8 protein-coding genes are annotated in these 20,999 nt (G+C 73.2%); 5 read left to right on the top strand and 3 right to left on the bottom strand.

The genetic code is table 11. The features are described 5' to 3' along the window. Positions 1 to 7: 7 nt before the first annotated feature. Complete coding sequence (locus CAP_RS38740; protein WP_044250268.1) at positions 8 to 12,151, bottom strand: tetratricopeptide repeat protein; 12,144 nt, start codon at positions 12,149 to 12,151, stop codon at positions 8 to 10. Between the two features lie 359 nt (positions 12,152 to 12,510). Between CAP_RS38740 and CAP_RS38745 the strand changes: the two genes are divergently transcribed. Continuing rightward, a complete protein-coding gene (locus CAP_RS38745; protein ID WP_044250270.1) occupies positions 12,511 to 12,969 on the top strand; it encodes a hypothetical protein in 459 nt (152 codons plus the stop codon). An 87-nt stretch (positions 12,970 to 13,056) separates the two neighbouring features. On the opposite strand, the gene msrC is transcribed toward CAP_RS38745, so the two are convergent. Continuing rightward, positions 13,057 to 13,563 (bottom strand): free L-methionine (R)-S-oxide reductase MsrC, encoded by a 507-nt coding sequence (gene msrC / locus CAP_RS38750; protein ID WP_044250272.1) that lies wholly within the window; start codon positions 13,561 to 13,563, stop codon positions 13,057 to 13,059. A gap of 170 nt (positions 13,564 to 13,733) precedes the next feature. Here msrC and CAP_RS38755 point away from each other — a divergent pair, with 170 nt between their 5' ends. From CAP_RS38755 to CAP_RS38765, 3 genes are all read left to right on the top strand, one after another. After that, on the top strand, positions 13,734 to 14,360 hold the full coding sequence (locus tag CAP_RS38755; protein WP_081865723.1) for a serine O-acetyltransferase: 627 nt from the start codon (positions 13,734 to 13,736) through the stop codon (positions 14,358 to 14,360). A 368-nt stretch (positions 14,361 to 14,728) separates the two neighbouring features. Beyond that, positions 14,729 to 15,229, top strand: a complete 501-nt coding sequence (locus CAP_RS38760; protein ID WP_044250275.1) for a hypothetical protein — start codon at positions 14,729 to 14,731, stop codon at positions 15,227 to 15,229. A gap of 788 nt (positions 15,230 to 16,017) precedes the next feature. Beyond that, positions 16,018 to 17,685, top strand: coding sequence for a hypothetical protein (locus tag CAP_RS38765; protein ID WP_044250276.1), 1,668 nt, complete (start codon positions 16,018 to 16,020; stop codon positions 17,683 to 17,685). Between the two features lie 6 nt (positions 17,686 to 17,691). Here CAP_RS38765 and CAP_RS55420 read toward each other — a convergent pair whose 3' ends face one another. Then, entirely contained in the window at positions 17,692 to 18,537 is an 846-nt protein-coding gene (locus CAP_RS55420; RefSeq protein ID WP_156041530.1) for a hypothetical protein, read from the bottom strand. A 99-nt stretch (positions 18,538 to 18,636) separates the two neighbouring features. Between CAP_RS55420 and CAP_RS38775 the strand changes: the two genes are divergently transcribed. After that, entirely contained in the window at positions 18,637 to 20,997 is a 2,361-nt protein-coding gene (locus CAP_RS38775; RefSeq protein WP_044250278.1) for an alpha-amylase family glycosyl hydrolase, read from the top strand. The last annotated feature ends 2 nt before the right edge of the window (positions 20,998 to 20,999 follow it).

Here is a 20,999-nt window from a genome sequence, read left to right on the forward strand (position 1 = left end):
CGCCGGGTCAGCCGCCCTTCAGCTCTTCGAGGAGGGAACGGGCCTGGTCGAGGGTGGCATCGGCCTCGATGGCCTTGTCGACCATGAGGCGGGCCTTCCTGCGGTCGCCACCGGCGAGGGCCATGGCGGCGAGCTGGTAGTAGGCCATGCCGCGGGCAGCGGGGGTGGCGCCCTCGGTGCCGGCCTCGGTGCCGGGCCGATCGGCGGCGGGCTTCATCATGGTCACCGACCGGTAGGCGCGCGTGGCGAGCTCCTGCTCGCCGCGGTTCAAGGCGAGGCTGCCGAGCTCCATGGCGAGAGCGCCGTTCTGGGGGTCGTTCTCGAAGGCGCGGGCGAGGGCGGTGAGGGCCTCCGGGGCGTTGCCTTCCCGCATCTCCAGCCGGGCCAGGCGCTGGTAGACGGCGCCGAGCTGCTTCGAGCGGCGGTTCTTGTGCGCGGCGAGCAGCTCGCCGAGCAGGGCGCGGGCATCGTCGCGGCGGCCGGAGACAGCGAAGGCCTCGGAGAGGAGGAGGGACGCCTCCTGGTCGTCGGGGCGCAGGGCACGGGCCTCTTCGAGGGCCGAGATGGCGGGAGCCACGTCGTCTTCCTCGACGAAGAGGCGGCCGGCGCGGAGGAGCAAGGGGTAGCGCTCGGCGGCATCTCCGGTGACGCGGGCGTCGTCGAAGAGCATGGCCGCGAGGTCGCGGTGCGCCCCGGTCTGCTCGTAGAGGCGGCGGAGCCGGTCGCGGACCTCCGGGTGCGCGGGGGCGACGCGGAGGGCGCGTTCCAGGCCGCCGCGGGCGTCGCCGGGGCGCTGGGCCTTGTCGCAGGCCTCGGCGAGGTGCAGCGCGGTGGTGACGAGGGGCTCGCCGTCTTCGAGGGCGATGAGGCGCCGGTAGACGGCGCCTGCGGCGTCCCAGCTCCCCGCGGACTCCTCGATGGCGGCGAGGGTGCGGAGGGCCTCGCGATCCTTGCCGTCCTTGCGGAGCAGCTCGGTGAGGTGATCGCGGGCGCGGTCGAGGTCTCCGGACCGCGCGAGCACGTCGGCGAGGCGAAGGCGCAGGTCCCGGGCGGGGCTCGGCTTCGGCGCGGCAGGCTCGGGCTCGGGCTCGGGGTCGCTCCAGAGGTCCGCGGAGGCGTCGAAGGAGAGGTCGACCGCGGCCTCGACGTCGGCGCGGGTGAGGTTGCGCTCGAGCTGGACGAGGAGGGCGGCAGCGTGGGCGCGGGGATCGAGGGCGTAGGCGCGCTCCCGGTCGGCGAGGGCGCGGTCGGTGGCGCCTTGCGCGTCATGGAGATCGGCGCGGGCGCTGTAGAGCCAGGGGTCGTCGGCGGTGGCGTCGAGGGCGCGGGTCAGCGCCTCGGCGGCGCGGCCGTGCTGGCCGGTGGCGCCGGCGGCGTCGATGAAGGCGAGGAGGACATCGCGATCGGCCGGCGCGATGGCGAGCGCGCGCGTGAGGACGTCGGCAGAGGCCGCGGCGTCTCCGGCGCGCTGGCGGAGGATGTCGGCGGCGCGGCAGAGGCTCTCGACGCGCGCGTCGTCGGTGAGGCCCTCGGCCTGCGCCTCGCTCGTGTAGAGGGAGGCGAGCTTGTGCCAGGCCTCGCGGGCGGTGTAGCGCTCGGCGAGTTCTTCGCGGAGGCGGTCGCTCCCGGGGGTCGTGGCGTAGCCGGCTTCGAGGGCCTCCTCGGCGCCGCGCTCGTCGCCCTGGCCGGCGCGCAGGCCGGAGAGCTGGATGGCGACGGCAACGGCCTCCTCGCCGCGCTCCACCTTGAGGAGCCTGTCGAGCGCCTCGGCGAGGGCGAGCGGCTCGTCTTCGTGGCGGGTGAGGCGCACGATGGCGCGGAGGACGTCGGGGCTGCGCGGGTCCCAGTCCGAGGCAGCGCTGTAGACGTCGAGGGCCGCGCGCTCGTCGCCGTCCTGCTCGAAGAGCTGCCCGAGGCGCAGCGAGAGGGAGAGGATGGAGGGGACGTCGCTGCGATCCTTGGCGGCGTCGATCTGGCGGGCGTAGAGGTCGCGCAGGTCGGCGAGGCGGCCGGAGCGTTCGAGGAGGGAGGCGAGGAGGATGGCCGCCTCGATCTGGGAGGGGTCCTCGTCGAGCAGCTCGCGGAGCAGGACCACGGCGTCATCGGGGCTGCCGGTGGCCACGAGGCGTGCGCGCTCCAGGCGCAGGTGAGAGCGCTCGGCGACCGTGTCGAGGAGGGGCGCGGTCGCGTCGAGGAGGGCCGCGAGGCGGGGTGCGTCCCCGCTCTTGCGGTAGACGTCGGCGAGCGGTTCCCAGATCTCGCGCTCGGCAGGCTCGCGGGTGCGCAGCTCCTCGTAGAGGCGCGCGGCGCGAGGGAGGTCGCCGAGGGGACCGGCCGCCAGGGTGGCGACGCGGAGGAGGAGGGCGCGCTCCTCGTCGGGGCTGGAGGCGCGGGCGGCGCGCTCGCGGAGATCGGCGGCGGTGGCGAGATCCGACGCTTCCTCGCGGAGGTCGGCGAGGGCCGCGAGGGACCACGCTGCGGAGGCGGCGCCGGCGGGGCCGGGGACGCGCTCCTCGATCATGCGCTGGAGGATGGACTCCGCGAGGGGGGCGTCCTTCAGGGATCGCGCGAGGTCCACGGCCTCCCGGAGGCGGAGGGCGGCGCGCTCCGGCTCCTCGATGGAGGCGAGGAGCATCAGGGCGTCGACGAGGGCGCGGGGGCGCTCCGCGGCGCGGGCGACGCGCTCGAGCAAGCGCGCGGCGCGCTCCTGGCGCGGGTCCTGGCGCAGGATCTCGCGGAGGGCGGGCTCGGCGCGGTCGGCATCGGGATGGAGGGCGATGGCCTGTTCGAGCAGCTCCGCGGCGCGCTCGGCGCTCGTGGGGGACGCTGCGTGGAGCCGTGCGAGGCGGTAGCGTGGCTCTGCGCGGACCTCGGGGGGCGTGTCGACGGCGCGGCCGCCGCGCTCGGCGTCGGCTGCATCGGCCGCGCGGAGACGGCGATCGAGGAGCTCGGCCTGGGCCTTCGTGTCGCCGAGCTTCTCGGCGATGGCCTCGGAGGCGCTCCAGATGTCGTCGAGGCGCGGGTCTCCCGGGGACAGCGTGGCTTCGGCGCGGCGGTAGGCGTCGGCAGCGCCGGCGTCGTCCCCGGCGAGGAGGAGGGCGCGGCCGAGGTGGAGGAGCAGCTCGGCGGAGCCCGGGTGCTGGACGAGGAGCTGCTGCAGCATCTCGACGTAGCGCTCGGGCTTGCCGAGGCGCTCTGCCGCTCCCAGGGCTGCGGCGTGTGCGGAGTTCGAGCCCGGGCGCAGGGAGAGGACGCGGAGGCGGGCGTCGAGCGCGGCGTCGGGGCGGGCGAGGTGGGTCTCGTGGAGGGTGGCCAGCTCGTCGAGGAGGGCGACGCGCTCGGCCTCCAGGGGCTGCGCTTCGAGGCGGGCCTCGATGCCGCGGGCGAGGAGGTCGTGCCGTCCACGGGAGCGCAGGGCGATGAGCAAGCGCTGGTGCTCGAGATCGCCCTCGCGCGCTGCCTCGAAGGCGCTCTCCATCTGCTCCGTCTCGCGGTCGGGCTCACCCTGGCGGCGGGCGATGTCGGCGAGGGCGACGAGGATCTCGGAGCGGGTGACCGCGATGTCGGTCCCCGGTCGCGGCCGGCGCGCGACGAGGAGGAGGGCGCGGTAGGAGCGGCTCGCGCGCTCGAGCTGGCCGTCGTCGGAGGCCAGCCCGGCGGCGGCGAGGAGGGCGCCGGGGTGTGCGGGATCGATGCGGAGGGCGAGGTCGAGTTCGGTCATCGCGCCGGCGCGATCCCCGGCGGTGAGCAGCACGCGGGCGCGCTCGTAGTGGACGAGGGCGCGCTCCTTGGGCCTGCGGCTGCCGAACTCGTCGAGCATGGCGCGCAGGGCGGCGTCGGCCTCGGGGATGCGCTCGGAGGCGGCGAGGGCGCGACCGCGGGAGAGGCGGAGGCCGAGGTCGTCGGGAGCGAGGGCGATGGCCTCTTCGAGGAGCGGGATGGCTGCCGCCGGCGAGCCTCCGTGGCTGAGGTGCAGGTCGGCCGCGTCGCGGAGCAAGGCGAGGCGGGCCGTGGGCTCGGTGAGGCGCCCGGCATCCTCGGCGATCAGCTCGGCGAGCGCCGTCCATTCGCCGGCTTCGCGGTAGAGCGCCCGGAGACGCTCGCGCAGGGGTTGCTGATCCTCCTCCGGGACGGGGGTGCCGCCCGGCGGGATGGAGCGCGGGAGAGAGCGCGGGGCCGACGTGGAAGGGACGGGGATGCGGCCGAGGGAGCGCTCGAGCGCGGAGCGGGCGCGGTCGGCGCGCCCTGCCGCCACGTAGGCGTCTGCGAGCCGGAGGGTCTCCGTGGCCACGCGGTCGGTGGTGGTCGTGGCGCAGAGGCGCTCGAGCGCCTCTGCGGCGGCGGCAGGCTCGCCCTGGGCGAGGAGCAACCTGGCCAGGGCGTCGAGCGCTTCGGTGGCGCCGAGGGCCGCGGCGCGGCGGTAGCTCCCGATGGCGCGCCTCGGATCGCCCAGCTCGCGCTCGGTGAGTTCCGCTGCCTTGAGCCACAGGGAAGCGGCGCTCGGATCGGACGCGGCCTCCCGCAAGGCTGCCTGCTCCTCGTGGAGGCTGGCGAGGTCACGGTGGTTGCCGCTCGCGGCGAACAGGGCGGCGAGCTTCTCTGCGGAAGGCCCGTGACCCGGTACCTCATCGAGGTTCTTGCGGAGGGCCTCGATCGCGCGGGCCACCTCGGTGCCTTCGGCGAGCAGGTTCGCGGCGTCGAAGCGCAGGGCGACGCGGCGGTCGGCGTCTTCGGCCACGGCGATCTGCCGCTCGCGGTGCTGGATGAGGGCTTCGCGCCGACCTGCCTCGGCGAGGAGTGCTGCGAGCCGCTCACCGCCTGGCTCGTCGGAGGGTTCTTCGTCGAAGAGGGTCGCGTAGAGGCTGATGGCCTCGTCGAGTTCGGCGGCGTCTGCGGCCGTGCGCAGGAGCCTCCGCTGCACCTCGCGCGGGAACGGCATGGCCGCGCCGCGCTGGCCGAGCTTGACCACGGAGGCGCGCTCGCCCGCGGTGAGCAGGAGTGCGATGAGGACGTCGATCGCCCACAGGCCGGCGTGGCCGGGGTGGTCGGGCGCATCGGTGTCGAAGGAGGGCTCGCCGTCGGCCCAGCGGTCGGCGGCGAGGTCGAGGAGGCGCGCCGCGATGGCCAGCGCGCGCGCGAGGTCGCCGACGACGTCGCGCGCGACGACCGTGGCTTCACGGTAGAGCGCGAGATCACCCCCCGTCGCGTCGGCGAGGCGGAGCAGGGTGCTCACGAGCGGAGCGCCGGGGCGCTGGCGCTGGAGGTCGGCAAGCTCGACGAGGATGGCGCTGTTCGCGGGCTCGTGCGTGAGCGCTTGCTCGAAGGCACGCTCGGCGGCGTCGAGATCCTTGCGTGCGTCGCGCTCCCAGGCCGCGACACGGTGCCAGAGATCGCGGAGGGTGGGGGCCGGCGTGTCCCCGCGCGCTTCGAGGGAGGGGAGCGCGTCGGCGAGGGTCGCCCAGCGCCCTGCGGCCTCGGAGAGGCGCAGCAGGTTCGCGGGGGGCTCGTGGCCAGGGGCGAGGAGGAAAGCGCGCCAGACCAGGTCGAACGCGCCGTTCACGTCGGTAGCCCGCCCCTCCAGCAGGGACGCGGATTCGTGGAGGATGGCCACGCGGTCGGTGTCGGAGGTCGCGCCAGCGAGGCGGGGCTCGAGCAGCGCGACGCGGGCGCGCCAGTCGTCCTCGGCGGAGGCGATGTCGAGGAGCGCTGCGGTGGCCGCGAGGAGCGAGGGGCGGTGCTCGTCGCGCGCAGGATCGATGCGGTCGAGGAGCGACGCGAGCCCCTCCCGGGCGAGCCGTGCGTGCGCTGCGGCCTCTGCCCCATCGGCGCGGGCGGCCTCCCAGGCGCGCTTGTAGGCGGGGACGGCCAGCTCCCAGGCGAGCGTGTGATCGCGGTGCACGCCAGCGAGCTGGGTGGAGAGAGCAGCGGCGCGCGCCAGCTCGCCGGCCTCCTCGGCGGCCCGAGCCTCGACGTCGAGGAGGGCGACCAGATCGGTCCAGCGCGCAGCGCCCGTATAGAGCGCGGCGAGCGCCTCGCCGCTCTCCACGTCGGGGCCGAGGTCCGTGCGGATGCGCAGCCAGATGGCGATGGCCTGGTCGGGCTCGCCGAGGTCGCGCTCGAAGAGGCGCGCCACGCGCCCGAGATCGCGGCGGGCAGCCTCGCCGCCGCCGTGTGCCGTGGCGCGCTGATCGAGGACGTCGGCGAGTTCGCGGTGCCGGCCTGCCTTCTCCAGGATGTCCGCGAGGCCGTCGAGGGCCGGGAGGTCGGCGGCATCCGAGGCGAGGCGCGCGCGGTACGCGGCGATGGCGCGCTCGTCGTCCTGGAGCACGGTCCACGAGAGGCGCGCCAGCTCGCCCAGCGCCTCTCGCTGCGCCCCGGGAGCCTCCTCGCGCGCGGCGAGGAGATCGAGGACCTCGCAGCGCTCGACCACGCGGCCTGCAGCGTCGAGCAGGCGGTCCAGATCCCGCAGGGCGGCGAGCCCTTCGTCCGCGTGCGCGTGCTGCTCGGCGAGCGCGAACAGGCGCCGGAGCAGGGCAATGGCGCCGTCGGCGTCGGCGAGGCGTTGCTGGCGGAGGGTCGCCGCCTCCTTCAGGAGGGAGATGGCGAGCGCGGAGTCCACGGCGTGACCCGCCGCGCGCGCCAGGACCTCGGCGTGCCGAGCGTGGCGATCGAGGCGCCCGCACAGCACCGCAAGCTCCGCGCGCGGAGCCTCGTCCGCGGGGGTCAGCTCGACCAGCTCGGCGAGCCTGTCGAGTGCCCCGGCTTCGTCGCCCAGCACGTCGCGGCGGAGGCGCACGATCTCGGCGAGCAGCACGCGCCGGGCCTCAGGCGCCGCGCCGTCGGCCTGGATCTCCAGCACCCGGGTGAGATCCGCGGGGCGCTCCTCGGCGCGGTAGCGGCTGGTGAGCAGCTCTGCCGCGCGCCGCCGCGCCTCGCGCCGCTCGTCACTCTCCGGCGCCACGGATGTCGCGTCGAGGATCCGTTCGAGCAAGGAGAAGGCCTCCTTCGACGCGGGATCCTTGTCGAGCATCTGCTCCACGCCGGGCAGCGCGGCCTCGGCCTCGCCGACGCCATCGAGCCAGAGGAGGGCGATGCGCTCCCGGAGGCGCTGTGCCGCGTCCGGCGCGAGCCGCGGGAGGTCTTCGCTGAGCAGCTTGATGAGGGGGCGGTGGCGCCCGTGGCGCTCGTAGAGCCGCTCCAGGGAGCTCCTGGTGCGTGCATCGTCGGACAAATCGAGGAGCGCTTCCAGGTAACGGATGGTCCGCTCGGCGTCGCCGGCGAGATCGCGGGCCACGGTGGCGGCGTCCTCGAGGAGGAACTGACGCTCGGCCGAGTCCTCCGTGCGGGCGAGCATGGTGTCGTAGAGGGCAAAGAGATCGTCCCAGCGCTCGGCGGCGTTGTAGGTGAGCTTGAGGCGCTCGAAGCCCCACACCGAGCCCGGGAGCAGCTCCACGAGCCGGCGGAGGAGGCGCATGGTGGTCTCGGGCGCATCGAACCACTCCTCGTGGTACTCGACGCCGCGCCTGCCCAGCTCCTCGATGTCGTCGGAGGCGAGGCCGGCGGCGCTGTCCAGCGCGGCACCGTACGCATCGATCACCCGCTCGGGCTGCTTCGTCTTGCGCCCGAGCTGCTCGGCCCGCTCCCACAGGCTCATCTCACCGGGGAGCGCCGAAGCGGCGCGCAGCGCGACGCCGAGGGCTTGCTCCGGATCATCGGCGTGCAGATCGAGGAGCCGCTCGAACCAGCGGCTGCGCGCAGCGCTGTCGCCCGGTCCGCTGGCGAGCATGGTCTCAAGAAGCGCGATGCGCGCCGCGGTGTCACCGGCAGCGACCTCGGCGCCCTCCAGCAGCGCCGCGGCGCGCGCCTGGGCTGCGGGGTGAGCGAGCGCGCGGATGGCGAGGCTGAGCGCCGCCGGCTGAGGGGCGCCGCTCTGCAGCGCGGGGGCGACCACGTCGAGGGCATCGTTGGGCCGATCGAGCCGATCGAAGAGCAGCTCCGCGAGCGCGATCTCCAGCGCGGTGCGGGCCTCGCCCGTGGCGCGATCGCGGCGCGACTCCATGAGCTTCACCGCCTGATCCACCTCACCGATCGCGAGCAGGAGCCGGGCGCGGGAGGCGAGCGCGCCATCGTGGTTCGGATCCAGCGCCAGCACCCGCTCGTAGAGCGACGCTGCGGCTTCCCGATCCACCATGACCGACTCTTCCCAGGCGGCCCACGCTGCGAGCGCTGCCACCCGCTCCGCCTCGGGCGCGCGCTCCACCTGCACGCCGTGGAGCCACCTGCGGTCCTCGTGCCTCGCCGGCGAGTCCGGGCTCGCTGCGAGGAAGGCCTCGAAGGCAGCGAGCGCGGTGCTGTCGTCCTCCGGGGCGGTGGACACGAGGCTCCGGAGCGCGGCTGCTGCCTCGTCCTGACGCGCCGGGTCGGCGCCGAGGCCGCGCGCCATGGTGGCTTCCACCGTGCGGAGCTGCTCGGGCGACATCTCCGGGAAGCGGGCCTTCACCCGTCCGGCCGCCGCGAGGAGCAGATCGATGGCGCCTGCGCGGACGGCCGCCTCTTCGAGCATGGCCAGCTCCACGAGCGCCTCGGTCGCGCTCTCGGAGGTGTCGAGGAGCACCTCGCACACTGGAGGCACCTGCTCCCACGTGCCCCGTTCGCGGTAGAGCGAAAGGAGCCTCGCCGCCGCGTGCCGGTCCCTGGGAAGGTTCGCGAGCACCTGCTCGTAGAGCGCGAGCGCCCTGCCGGGGTCGGCGAGCGGCCCCTCCGCGAGCACTGCCGCCCGGCGCCGCGCCTCCGCTGCTGCCGGGGCGTCGCGCGGCTCGCCGTCCGGCGCTTCGGCGAGGTAAGCGGCGAGCTGTTCGAGCGCGCTGGCCTCGTCGCCCGGATCCACGGCGATGGCCACCCTCCGCTCCAGCACCTGACGAAGGAGCGCCGCGTCTCCCTGGGCGCGCGCGAGCTGCTCGATGGTGACGAGCGCCTCGGCGCCCACGGGTGCTCCCCGCGCGAGCATCGCCTTGTAGCGCGCGGCGGCCACGTCGGTCCGTCCTGCGCGCCCGGCCACCTCCGCCATGCGCAGCTCGTGGTGCACGCGCGCCACGTCGTCGTCCTGCACCCGGGAGAGCCGGCCTGCGAGCTCATTGTAGAGTGCGTCCCACGCCTCGGCTTCGGCCAGCGTCGCGAGGAGCGCCTCGTAGGCGCCGTCGTCCTCAGGGTCCTCTTGCAGCGCAGCGCGGTACGTCGCCACGGCTGCTGCGGGATCGTTCAGGTCCCGGCGCTGGATGGCGCCGATCGCGTGGAGCAGCTCGCGCCGCCGCTCCGGCGCGCAAGGCCGCGACAGCGCTTCGTGGTAGAGCGCGATGCGCTCCTCGGGGCTGCCCTGCTCGCGGAGCAGCTCGTCCACGCGGCCCAGCAGCTCCGCGGAGGACGGCTCGTGGGCGAGCGCGCGGCGGTAGACCGCGAGCGCACCGCCCATGTCCCCGTTCGCGGCGAGCGCCTCCCCCGTGCGCTGCGCGAGGTGGATGAGTTCCGGGCTGTTCACCGGCCGATCGCCGAGCGCCTCCGCGAGCACTGCCGCGCGTCGGGCACCCTCGCCGGGCCCCTCGGTCAAGCGCTCCACCTCCGCCGCCCAGAACGCCAGGCGCGCAGGCAGCATGGAGGTGGCGAGCGCGAGGCCCCGCGCTGCCAGCCCGAGCGCGCGCTTCCCGTCCCGCAGATCGCGCTCGGCGATCCCCACCGCCTCCTCGATCGCGCTCAGCCTGAGCGCGACGGTCTCCGCGCTGAGCGGCGCGCGCCGCGTCTCCGGCTCGATGGTCTCGGTGGCGAGCTTCATCAGGTCGCGCGGGGGGGCTGCCGGTCGCAGGGTGCGCGGCCGCTCCTCCGGCGCTTCGACCCAGCCGACGGGCGGCGGGCGCGTGATCGCCTCGTGCACGCTCCCCGGCGCACTGTCACTCGCCGCGTCCGCCTCGCCCCAGCTCGGCAGATCTGTCGCGGAGGCGCCCTCTGCATCCCCCGGCATCACGGCGGCCGCCTCGGCCAGATCTCCCTTCACCTCCAGCACCCGCAGCAGCAGCGACGCGTTCCCCTCCGCGCGGGCGATGGGCTCCAGCACCCCGCACGCCGCGAGCCGCTGCGCGTCGGGTGGCGGCGGCGCCTGGCTGGTCCGCGCCGCGTTGGGATCGGGATTGCCGAGCATCCGCTCCACCGAAAGCCGGCTCGTCTTCTCGGTCGGCTCGATGGCGAGCGCCTGCCGGTAGGCCTGCAAAGCCCCCATTGGATCGTGCAGCCGCGACGCGCGCAGCGCCCCGATCCGCGCGAGCAGCGCGGCCCGCTCCGACCCCACCGTGAGCTCGGCGTCGGCATCCAGCACCTTGGTCAGCTCATCCCACCGCCGCTCCTGTTCGAGCAGCGGCAAGAGGCGCGCGTGCACCTCACGGGAGGGACCGAAGGCGGTGAGCATCCGCCGCCACGACTCGATCGCGGCGGGCTTATCGCCGAGCTGCTCCGTCCGCAGCTCCGCCGCGCGCAGCATCTGCACCCGCGCCGCCTCCCGGTCGAGGTTCAGGTCTGCCTGCCGCTCCAGCACCTCGGCGAGCTCCGCGTGAGCGGCGGACCCTTCGTAGTGGCGCGACAGCGCCTCCAGCGCCCAGGCCTCGCGCCGCGTCCCGAACAGCTTCCGGTAAGCGCCGATGGCCCCCGCCGGATCCTTCAGCTCCTCCTCGTAGAACCGCACCAGCCGCTCTGCAGCCTGCTCCCGCTCCTCGACGTCGGGCGTCAGGTCGGCGAGGCGCCCGAGCATCGCCGCGAGGCCGCGCGTGTCCCGCTCCTTCTCGTAGAGCTGCGCCAGCGCCCTCGCCGCGCGGAGCGACGCCCCGTCGTCGGCGGCCGCGTCGATCGCGAGCTGGAACGACGTCCGCGCCTTGCGCACGTCACCGAGTTCGAGGAGCAGCTCCCCGAGTTCCACCGCGATGCGCGCCCGAGCCCCCTTGTCGCGCGCGGTGGCTGCCGCGCGCCCGAAGAGCTTCGCTGCCTCCTGGCGCTTGTCGAGGCTCGCCGCGAGCGAGAGGTAGCGCTCCCGCACCCGGTCGTCCCCGGGCTCCACGGTGAGGATCTGCTCGCACAGCGCGAACGCTCCCGGCAGATCCCCGACGCGGTTGAGGAGCAGCTCCATCATCCGCTTCTGCGCCTCGATGCGCTTCGGCCCACGCAGCGCCTCGATCTGCATCGAGAGCATCTTCATGGCGTCCTTCGTGCGCCCGACCCGCTCGTAGGGCACCTCCAGCGCCGCGGCCGCGCGCGGCGCCACCGGCTTGCGCGCGAGCAGCGCCTCGGCCGTGGCGATCGCCACCGCGTGCCCCGGATCCCGCGCCAGCACCTCCTCGACGTGGGGCAGCGCCTTCTCCACGTCCTTCGGGTCGGCCTGCTCGGCGGTGTAGAGCCCGATGAGCCGCGCCCGGATCGCGAGCGCCTCCCCTTCTTCGGGGCCGGGCTCGGTGGTGAGCACCTGCTCCAGCATCCGCGTCACGTCGGCGACCTTCCCGGCCTTGGTGAGCCGCTCCTCGAGCGCGTGCCGCGCCCAGGTATCCGCCGGATCGAGCTTGGTGAGCTGCTGCAGGATCCTGGTCGCGCGCTCCTCCTCGTCGGGCCACGCCTCGAGGAGCTTCAGCGCCTGGCGGAGCATGCCGAGCTGCTCGTCGCGCTCCGCCCGGTGGGGAGCGGCCTGCGCGTAGAGATCCGCCAGCCTCACGTCCTCCCGCGCCTCCAGGAGCAGCGCCTCCAGCTTGCTGAACGCATCGACGCGCCCCGGCGCCACCGTCACCACCCGCTCCAGGTAACCGCGCGCCCCCGCCGGATCCCCGAGGATGGTGGTGAAGAACGACGCCGCGCGCATCAGCACCTCGGCCTGCACCGGCGGGCCGTACGTCGAGAAGCGCCGATCGCTCGCGACCTTCTCGTAGGCCTGCGCCAGCTCGGAGAAGCGGTCGTCACGCGCCGTCGCCGAGTGGAGCTTGTCCCACAGCTCGGGCTGCGGGTTGCCCTTCACCAGGGCGGCGACCAGCACCTCCAGCACTGCCGCCTCATTGTCGACGCCCTGCTCCAGCGCCGTAGCCAGGTTCTCGATGCGCAGCGAAGCACGGCCGATCTTCGGATCCTGCATGTCCCGTCCTCTGCCTGTGGAGCACCCGGGCGCGCGCTCCAGCGGCGGCCCAACGTATCAGGAGAAGGGGGCGAGTCCGAAGCCCCAGACGGAAAGAGAACCAACTCGCCGCGGCCCGTTCCACAAACCCCGGGGATCCGCCGGTGGACCCGACCCCCTGCGTGCGCCATCCTTGCCGCGATGGTCAGCTCCCCTCGCGCGGTCGGCGAGCCCGAGCCGCCCTCCAGCGCCGCGTCGCCGTCACGCATCCACCTTGCCCCACACCTTGTCCCCACCCCGCTGTACAGTGGGACAGCCCTCCCGGGCCATGCGTCGACGCAGTGCAGCGCCGCGTTGCAGGCCGCGATCCCCGGACACCCATGAGCGCGGCAGTCCTCCAGCAGACCCGCCTCGGCCAGCTCCGCAAGCTCGGCGCCGTCCTCGCTCCCCTGGACCAGCCCGCGACGCAGGCCATCCACCGCCGTTTCATGGAGTCCTTCGTCGACCCCTTGCGGCACGACGAGCTTCTCTGGGCGCTCTCCAAGCGTCGCCCCATCGATCACCACCGCTTCCTCCGGGCAGACGTCGTGTGGCCCTCCGCGCCCGCTGGCGCCTCGATCGCGTGGCTCACCGCCGGCTCCCCGGAGGCCGGGTGCTTCCGGCTGGAGCGAGAGCCCTGGCTCCCCGGCGTGCGCCTGCAACCCGCCTCGCTCGACGAGGTGTGGGTCGGCTCCTGGCCTGGCGTGTTCGTGTGCTTCGACGCCGGCCGCGCGGTCCTGGTCACGCTCGACTACGAGCGCATCTTCTGCAACCTCCGCGGCCGCAGCCCCTACCGCTAATTTCAAGCAGGGGCCTGTCGGCCCCTACGCTCCCGATGGTCGCTACCCCTGGTCCCTCGGAGCGTCGCGCCAGGGACCCCTGACGGATCACGGAACGGCGTCCTCCCCGCGGACCGCAGCGAACCACCCCACGAGCGCCTCCAGCCCCGCCCGGTCCTCGTCATCGAACGCCCCCGCCCGGTCCGAGTCCACGTCGAGCACCGCGATGAGCGCTCCGCCTGGCCCGAAGACGGGGACCACGATCTCCGAGCGCGAGCGCGCATCGCAGGTGATGTGCCCCGGGAACGCTTGCACGTCGGGCACGACCACCGTCCGCCCCTCCGCCGCTGCCGTCCCGCAGACCCCTTTGCCGAAGCGGATCTCCAGGCACCCCAGCGTCCCCTGATACGGCCCGACGCAGAGCAGCCCCGGGGACACCACCCGGTAGAAGCCGGTCCACAGGTGGCCGAAGCCGTGGTGCAGCAGCGCGCTTATCGTCGCCATCGCCGCGATGGGATCGTGGATCCCCTCCAGCGTCGCCTGCACCGACGACGCGAGCGCCTCGTAAGCCTGAGCCTTGGGCAAGCCCCGCAGGTCGGCGGTCTCTTCTGCCATGGACAGCGACCCTAACACCCTGCCGCAGACCTGACGAGGCGCGAGGCCGCGCGCCGCGGGACGCGCTGCGCGAAGTGCCCTGGTGTAGACTCCAACCCCGACATCATCCCAGGCGCCCCGGGAGCTGCGTGCTCCTGGACCCCTCCGGTGCCCTGACCTGCGAGGCCCTCATGTTCAAGACCCTCCGCACCATCGCCAACGACCTCCGCGAGAAGTCCCGGTGGTGTTACGAGCGCGACGACGTCCCGTCGCTGGTGAAGACCGTGCTCACCGACGGCACCACCGCGATGATCCTCTACCGCCTCATGCAGGCCTCGAACGAGCGCGGCCTCGCCCCGCTCACCATGGTCTTCAACAAGCTGAACAGCGTGGTCGGCGGCGCCGTCATCGGCCGCGGCGCCGACTTCGGCCCCGGCTTCGTCCTCATCCACTCCGACGGCGTCGTCATCAACGGCTCGGTCAAGGGCGGCCGCAACATCAAGATCGAGCACCAGGTCACCATCGGCGCCGAGCGCCGCCAGAGCCCCATCATCGGCGACGACGTCTTCATCGGCGCCGGCGCGAAGATCGTGGGCTCCGTGAAGATCGGCGCCGGCGCCCGCATCGGCGCCAACGCCGTGGTCGTGCACGACGTCCCCCCCAACACCACCGTGGTGGGCATCCCCGCGAAGCCCGTGCGCCGCCGCGAGGAAGCCGCGACCACCGGCGAGGGGATCCCGCCTGCCCCCGCCACGACGAACGGAGAAGGGAAGAGCGAGGCTGCGAAGAGCGACGCAGGCAAGAGCGACGCGAGCTGAGACGCCGCCCTTCGCAGACCTTCCCGATTTGATGCTCCGCGGGAGAGTCGCGTCACGCAGCGGCCGTCACCTTCGCGTACACTCCCCCCATGCTGCGCCCCACCCTGGTGCTCGCCCTCGCCGCCTCTCTCTCCGCCGCCTCGCTCCTCACCGCCCGCCCCGCGCGCGCCTGAGGCTTCTCACCGCCTGCCGGTCCGGCGGGCATCTGCTATGGCGACGACCACGACGACGCGGCTCCCGGTGAAGCCCCCTCCTGGACGGCCAGGCGCTTCGGCGCGCGCCTGAGCTACGCCGCCTTCGGCTCTCAGCTCCTCTTCGGTGACCTTCGCGGCTCCATCGACCGCCGCGCTGCCGCCGCCATTGTCGAGATGCGCGCCAGCCGCGACGTCACCCTCCAGGCTGGCGGTGGCGTCAGCCACGGCGGCAGCCTCCGGGTCGCTGGCGTCGACCACGAGTTCCATCCCGGCTGGCTCGCCACCGTCGGTGGCTCCTACCGCGTCTTCCAGGGCGAGGGCGCCGCGCCCTTTGTCCTCCTCACCGCCTCCTTCGGCGCCTCGGGCGCACCCACCCAGGAACGCGGCGCCTCCACGCGCACGGACACCGAGCGTTACCTCGCCATCGACGCTCGCCTCGGCGCCCTCGCTGGCTGGACCTTCTTTGACACCCTCACCCCGTACCTCGCCGCGCGCGTCTTCGGCGGACCCATCTTCTGGCGCTTCCAGGGCCGCGACATCACCGGCACCGACCGCTACCACTACCAGCTCGCGCTCGGCACCACCGTCCTCCTCCCGGGAGGCTTCAACGTCAGCGCCGAGGGCATCCCCCTCGGGGAGCGCGGCCTCTCTGTCGGCGTCGGCGTCCTGTTCTGAGGAACCAGAGGCAGAGCACCGTCCCCGTGGACATGGGTATGTCGGTTGCCGACGGGCCCAGGTCCACCGCGGGAATGGTGCGGGAGGATCCCGCCGCCCGCCCCTCTCCCGCGGTGGACCTGGGCCTGTCGGCAGCGTCCGCGCCTCTTCCGCGTGGAAGAGGTCCCGGCGGCGACGCCCGCACTTCTTCCGCGTGGAAGGGGTCCCGTCGGCGCTCCCCGAAGGGCCTGACGTGGGTGGAAACGGGTCGGTCGGTGGGTTGGGGGGCGCCCTCGTCCGGCAGTGGACTGGGCATCGTCGGAGACCTCCCGCACCTCTTCCCGCGCGGACAGGGGCCCTCGGAGACCTCCCGCACTTCTTCCCGCGGTGGACCTGGCACCGTCGGAGACCTCCCGCACCTCTTCCCGCGGTGAACCAGGGACTGTCGGCAACCGACGGCACCTCTTCCCGCTGGGCCAGGCAAATTTCGGCAACCGACGGCACCTCTTCCCGCCGGGCCAGGTAAATTTTGGTATCCGGCTGACAGTAGGGGGCCTCTGGGCAGACGGTTTTCGGCATCTGTTTCCGGGATTCTTCGGCGGGGAGTCTCACTGACCAGCGCCCACACCGGAACACCCGCAGGCGCCGCTCTGCCGGGGGGAAACCCCTTGGAAACCCCACGGAAAACTTGCTTTCTCCTCCCGACCGGCACACGCCTGCCCGTCCCGAAACACCGGACCACGCGCCGATGGCCCTCGTCATTTCCGCGTGGCCCCCGGTCCCTCAGCGCCCCGCGCATCGCCGGACCCATGACCAGAAGCACCACCCCCGCGCCTGCCGCCGCCCGTCCTGCCGCCGTCCGATCCGCCGACGTCCGACCCGCCGCTGCGCGCTTCACCGCCGTCGCCGCCACCGCCGCTGCCACCCTCGCGGCGACCCTCGCTCCACCTGCACACGCTGCGGGCCCTCTGGAGACCCTCGGCGCGCCCACCAGCGCCAACGCCCTCACCTCCCGCGTCCTCGCCCGCGGGCCCGAGGCCGCGTTCTTCAACCCCGCGCTTCTCCCCGACGCCCCGCCCACCACCGAGGCCGGCTTCTTCCTGCTCTTCACCCGCGGCGACATCAACCTGGGCGAGCGGCCCGCGGGCTCCGACGTCCCCGAGTCCATCTACGACGCGCAGATCCGCAACTCCGATGGCAGCACCAGGCGGCTCGACTACCGCCCCATGCCCACCGCGAACCTCCTCAACCAGCGCGCGAACACCCAGGACCGCGACGCCCTCGCCTACGCCTCCATCGGCGTTATCCGCCGCCTCTACAAGCAGTACCTCGTCCTCGGCTTCTATGCCCTGCTCCCCATCCGCAGCTTCCAGGAGCAGCGCGCCTTCTTCGTCGACGAGCGCGCCCAGTACTTCGGCAACCAGCTCCAGTTCGAGCTCATGGGCGACCGCATGGTCAACACCACCTTCGCCCTCGCCCTCGCCAGCCGCATCACCCCCTGGCTCTCCGTCGGCGTCGGCGCGGACGTCACCATCGGCACCTCCGCCGTCACCTCCGTCCACATGCCGGACGCCGGCGACCAGAGCCAGGTCCTCATCAGCCCCGACATCAAGGTCGAGAGCACCTTCGCGCCTCACTTCGCCATCGAGGCCAAGCCGCGGCGCTGGCTCCGCCTCACCTCCACCCTGCACCTGCCCTCGTCGTCGACGACCACCGGCGAGAACCGCATCCGCTTCTGGAACTTCAGTTACCCCGGCGAAGACCCCTATATCCGCCAGACGTACCAGACCACCCTCGGCTACGAGCCCACCCGTATCGGCTTCGGCGTCGCCCTCCTCGGCGCTCCCATGGCCCTCCGCGAGGTCACGCCGCGGCCCGCGCAGACCGAGCATTCCAAGCCTTCCGCGAGCCCCCGCTACGCCACCGGGCCCACCGGCGCGCATCCCGAGCGGCCCACCGCCCGCCCGCTGCCTCCGGGCTGGGAGGTGGGCGTCCGCGCCGTCATCACCCAGTGGGCCCAGTACCGGGACCGCCAGAGTGAGCGGCCCCTCGACCCCTGGGCGAACACCCTCTCGGCGGGCGTCGGTGGCGCCGTGGTCCTCGGCAGGCGCCGCGTCGCGGCCGACCTCGCCTACACCCCCACGCCCGTCCCCGATCAGACGGGGCGCACCAACTACGTCGACAACGCGAAGGTCGGCGCGAGCCTCTCGCTGGAGACTCCGGTGAACCTGCTCGGCGCCGACTTCGGCCTGGCCGCGTTCCTCCAGGGTCACGTCATGGTCACCCGCGAGGTGCAGAAGAGCGCCGACGCCAGGTACCCCGTCATCGACGAGGTACCCGACAACGCCATCGACCGCGTGAGCGGCATGCCGATCGACGGGGCCGCTGGTCTGCAGACCAACAACCCCGGCTATCCTGGATTCACGAGCAGCGGCTGGTTCGCGGGCGCCGGCTTCGCGCTGCGCCTGCCGCAGTAGCGGCCGTCACTGACCGAAGAGCGTCTCGCGCTGGGTGCGCAGCGTCTCGCAGGTCATCGCGTCGTCCACGCGCAGCATCACGAAGTAGCTGTTGCATGCGTTCGGATCCGTCGACTGCTCCGACGACGCCACCTGGTCCTTGAGGTTCGCCGGATCGGCGTCCACCACGCTCTGCTCCGACGAGAAGCTCGTCAGTCCCTCGATGCGATCGGCCGACACCGCCACCCCGTCGAGGGTGGTCTTCTTCCGCTCGGCCACGTACACCTCGCCGTCGACGAGTCCACTGAGCGCGATGGTCACCCCGGGCTTCTGATCGCCGTCCTGATCGAACAGCCGCGCGTCGTCGGGCTCCGTCGGCAGGGCCTCGGTCGGGCTCGACAGGCTCGCACCCACCACCTCGACGAGCTCCGGCACCCGGAGCTGACCAGCCGCGAACGTGCCTACACGCTCCACGTCCACCAGCGAATCCCGGTACGCCACCGGGATGCTCGCCTTCACGAACGCATCCTCTTCCTCCGTGTAGTGGTCGCAGTACTCCCCGCTCAGGGTCACCTGCTCGCCGGTCTGATCGCTCTTCACCAGCAAGAGGTCGACGATCCGGTTCGTGATGGGCGTGGTGAATCCCTGCGGCAGCACGTTCAGCGAGCCCACCTGCAAGAGCGCCCACGTCCCGCTCACGTCGGTCACCTCGGTCGCGGCCTGCGGCGCACAGTCGCCACTTCCACCGCCTGCGCCACCTGCGCCGCCGCCGCCCGCGCCTGTCGGGCTGTTTCCACCCTCACCCCCGTCAGAAGAGCCGCAGCCCGCGATGAGTGCTCCGAGAATCAATGCAACCGCGCCACAAACCTTCATGTTCGCTCCTGGAAGTGCGCGCGGCCCCGCCCTCCCAGAGAGGCCGCCCGCAAGGCCCGAAGCTGACATAGCCCTCGCCGCTGGGCTAGCCTCCGTGACATGCGACGCCCCCTCACCGCGCTCTTTCTCTTGCCCGTCCTGCTCACAGGGCTCGCTGCGTCATGCGGTGGAGACGATGGCGGCGCTGGGGGCAATGGTGCGTCAGGCTCCACGACGACCACTTCCACGGGGACGCCGGGCAGCGGCGGCGCAGGCGGCGCGGGCGGAGGTGACGGGGGCGGCGGCGCAGGCGGCGAGAGCGCGTGTGGTGGCGACGGCCAGTGTCCGACCACGATCACCTTCACGGCGCCCCTCGGCGCCACCAAGATCCGCGTCGCTGGCGAGTGGAACGGCTGGGACGCCGACACGGCCGCGCCGCTCACCGTCACGGGCAGCGGCGTCTACAGCGTCACCCTCGACCTTCCCCCGGGCCTCCACGCCTACAAGATCATCTACGAGCAGGGCGGACAGACCCACTGGGAACTCGATCCCACCCAGGGGCGCCGCAAGTACGTCGACGGCACCGAGAACTCCGCGGTCAAGGTCCGCGACTGCCGGCAGCCCACCTTCACCGTCGACAGCAGCGAGCCTGCGCGCGCCGCGGCAGGGCAGGGGACCTACGAGGCCAGGCTCACGTACATCGACGGCAGCGAGCGCGCTGGCGCCTCGACCGAGGGCGCCTTCGCCGCGACGCTGGAGCATGACGGCGACTCCCGTCCGCTCGACGACACCGAGATCAGCGTGGACGAGAGCGGCAACGTCGCTGTCCAGATCGCGGGCCTCGACGACGGCAAGTACCGCGTCGTCCTCCACCCCCTCACCAGCACGGGTTGCGCGGGCGAGCCCCTTCGTCTCGTGTTCTGGATCGAGGAAGAGGCGTTCTCGTGGAAGGACGCCCTCGTCTACATGGTCGTCACCGACCGCTACCGCGACGGAGAGCCCGGGAGCAACGCGCCGGTCACGCCCCTCGCCGACCCGCGCGGCGACTGGATGGGCGGCGATCTCGTCGGCCTTACCCAGTCCATCGCCGAAGGCAAGCTCGACCAGCTCGGCGTCCGCGCCATCTGGCTCACGCCCTTCCAGACCAACCCGGACGGCGCGTTCCTCGCCGCCGACGGCGTGCACTACGTCACCGGCTACCACGGCTACTGGCCGGCCCGCGCCCGCGAGGTCGACCCCCGGATCGGCGGCGAGGACGCCCTCCGCGAGCTGGTCCGCACCGCGCACGCGCACGGCATCCGCATCCTCCAGGACTTCGTGATCAACCACGTCCACCAGGAGCACGAGTACATGACCTCGCACCCCGAGTGGTTCCGCGAGGGCTGCATCTGCGGCACGCCCGGCTGCGACTGGACCGAGAAGGCGCTCGAGTGCCGGTTCGCCGACTACATGCCCGACATCAACTTCTCGAACTCCGAGACCGCCCGCGCCTTCACCGACGACGCCATCTGGTGGCTCGACGAGTTCGATCTCGACGGCCTCCGCGTCGACGCCGTGAAGCACGTCGAGGAGGTCTCCACCCGCAACCTCGCCGCCGAGGTCCGCGAGACGTTCGAGAAGGGCGGCACGCGCTACTTCCTCATGGGCGAGACCGCCATGGGCTGGAACGACTGCGCCGACCCTTGCAACGACGAGAACTACAACACCATCGCCAAGTACATCGGCCCTCAGGGCCTCGATGGCCAGTTCGACTTCGTCATCTACCACGGCGTCTCGTACCGGACCTTCGGGTGGAGCGAGCGCGGCATGCTCCACGCCGACTACTGGGTGCGCCACGGCCTGGAGAAGTGGCCCGAAGGCGCGATCATGACCCCGTACATCGGCAGCCACGACACCTCTCGCTTCACCACCATGGCCGACTACCGCGGCCAGGACGCCGCCCACGACAAGGGCATCGCTGGCAACCAGTGGTCCAACACCGCCGAGGCGCCCTCCGATGACGAGCCCTACTGGCGCACCCGTATCGGCCTCGCCTGGGTCCTGAACCTCCCGGGCGCCCCGCTCCTCTACTACGGCGACGAGTACGCCCAGTGGGGCGGCGGCGACCCCAACAACCGCCAGATGTGGCGCAGCGACGCCGACCTCGACGCCCGCGAGCTGGAGACCCTCGACTTCGTGCGCAAGCTCGGCACCGCGCGGAAGAACATCCTCGCCCTCCGCCGCGGCGCGTACGTCACCCTCGCCGCCACCGAGGACACGCTGGTCTTCGGCCGCCGCATCGCCCCCGGGCAGGCCGCCATCGTCGCCCTCTCCCGTGCGGCCGATGGAGAGACCATGAACCCCCAGGTGCAGGGCGTCCTCGGCTTCGTGCCAGGCACCGTCCTCCACGACGCCCTCGGCAACACCACGGTCACGGTCCAGGCCAACGGCACGATCCAGCTCGCCGTCCCCGGCCGCAGCGCCATGGTCCTCGCGCCCTGAGG

The organism is Chondromyces apiculatus DSM 436 (genome assembly GCF_000601485.1).
GTDB classification, from domain to species: domain Bacteria; phylum Myxococcota_A; class Polyangia; order Polyangiales; family Polyangiaceae; genus Chondromyces; species Chondromyces apiculatus.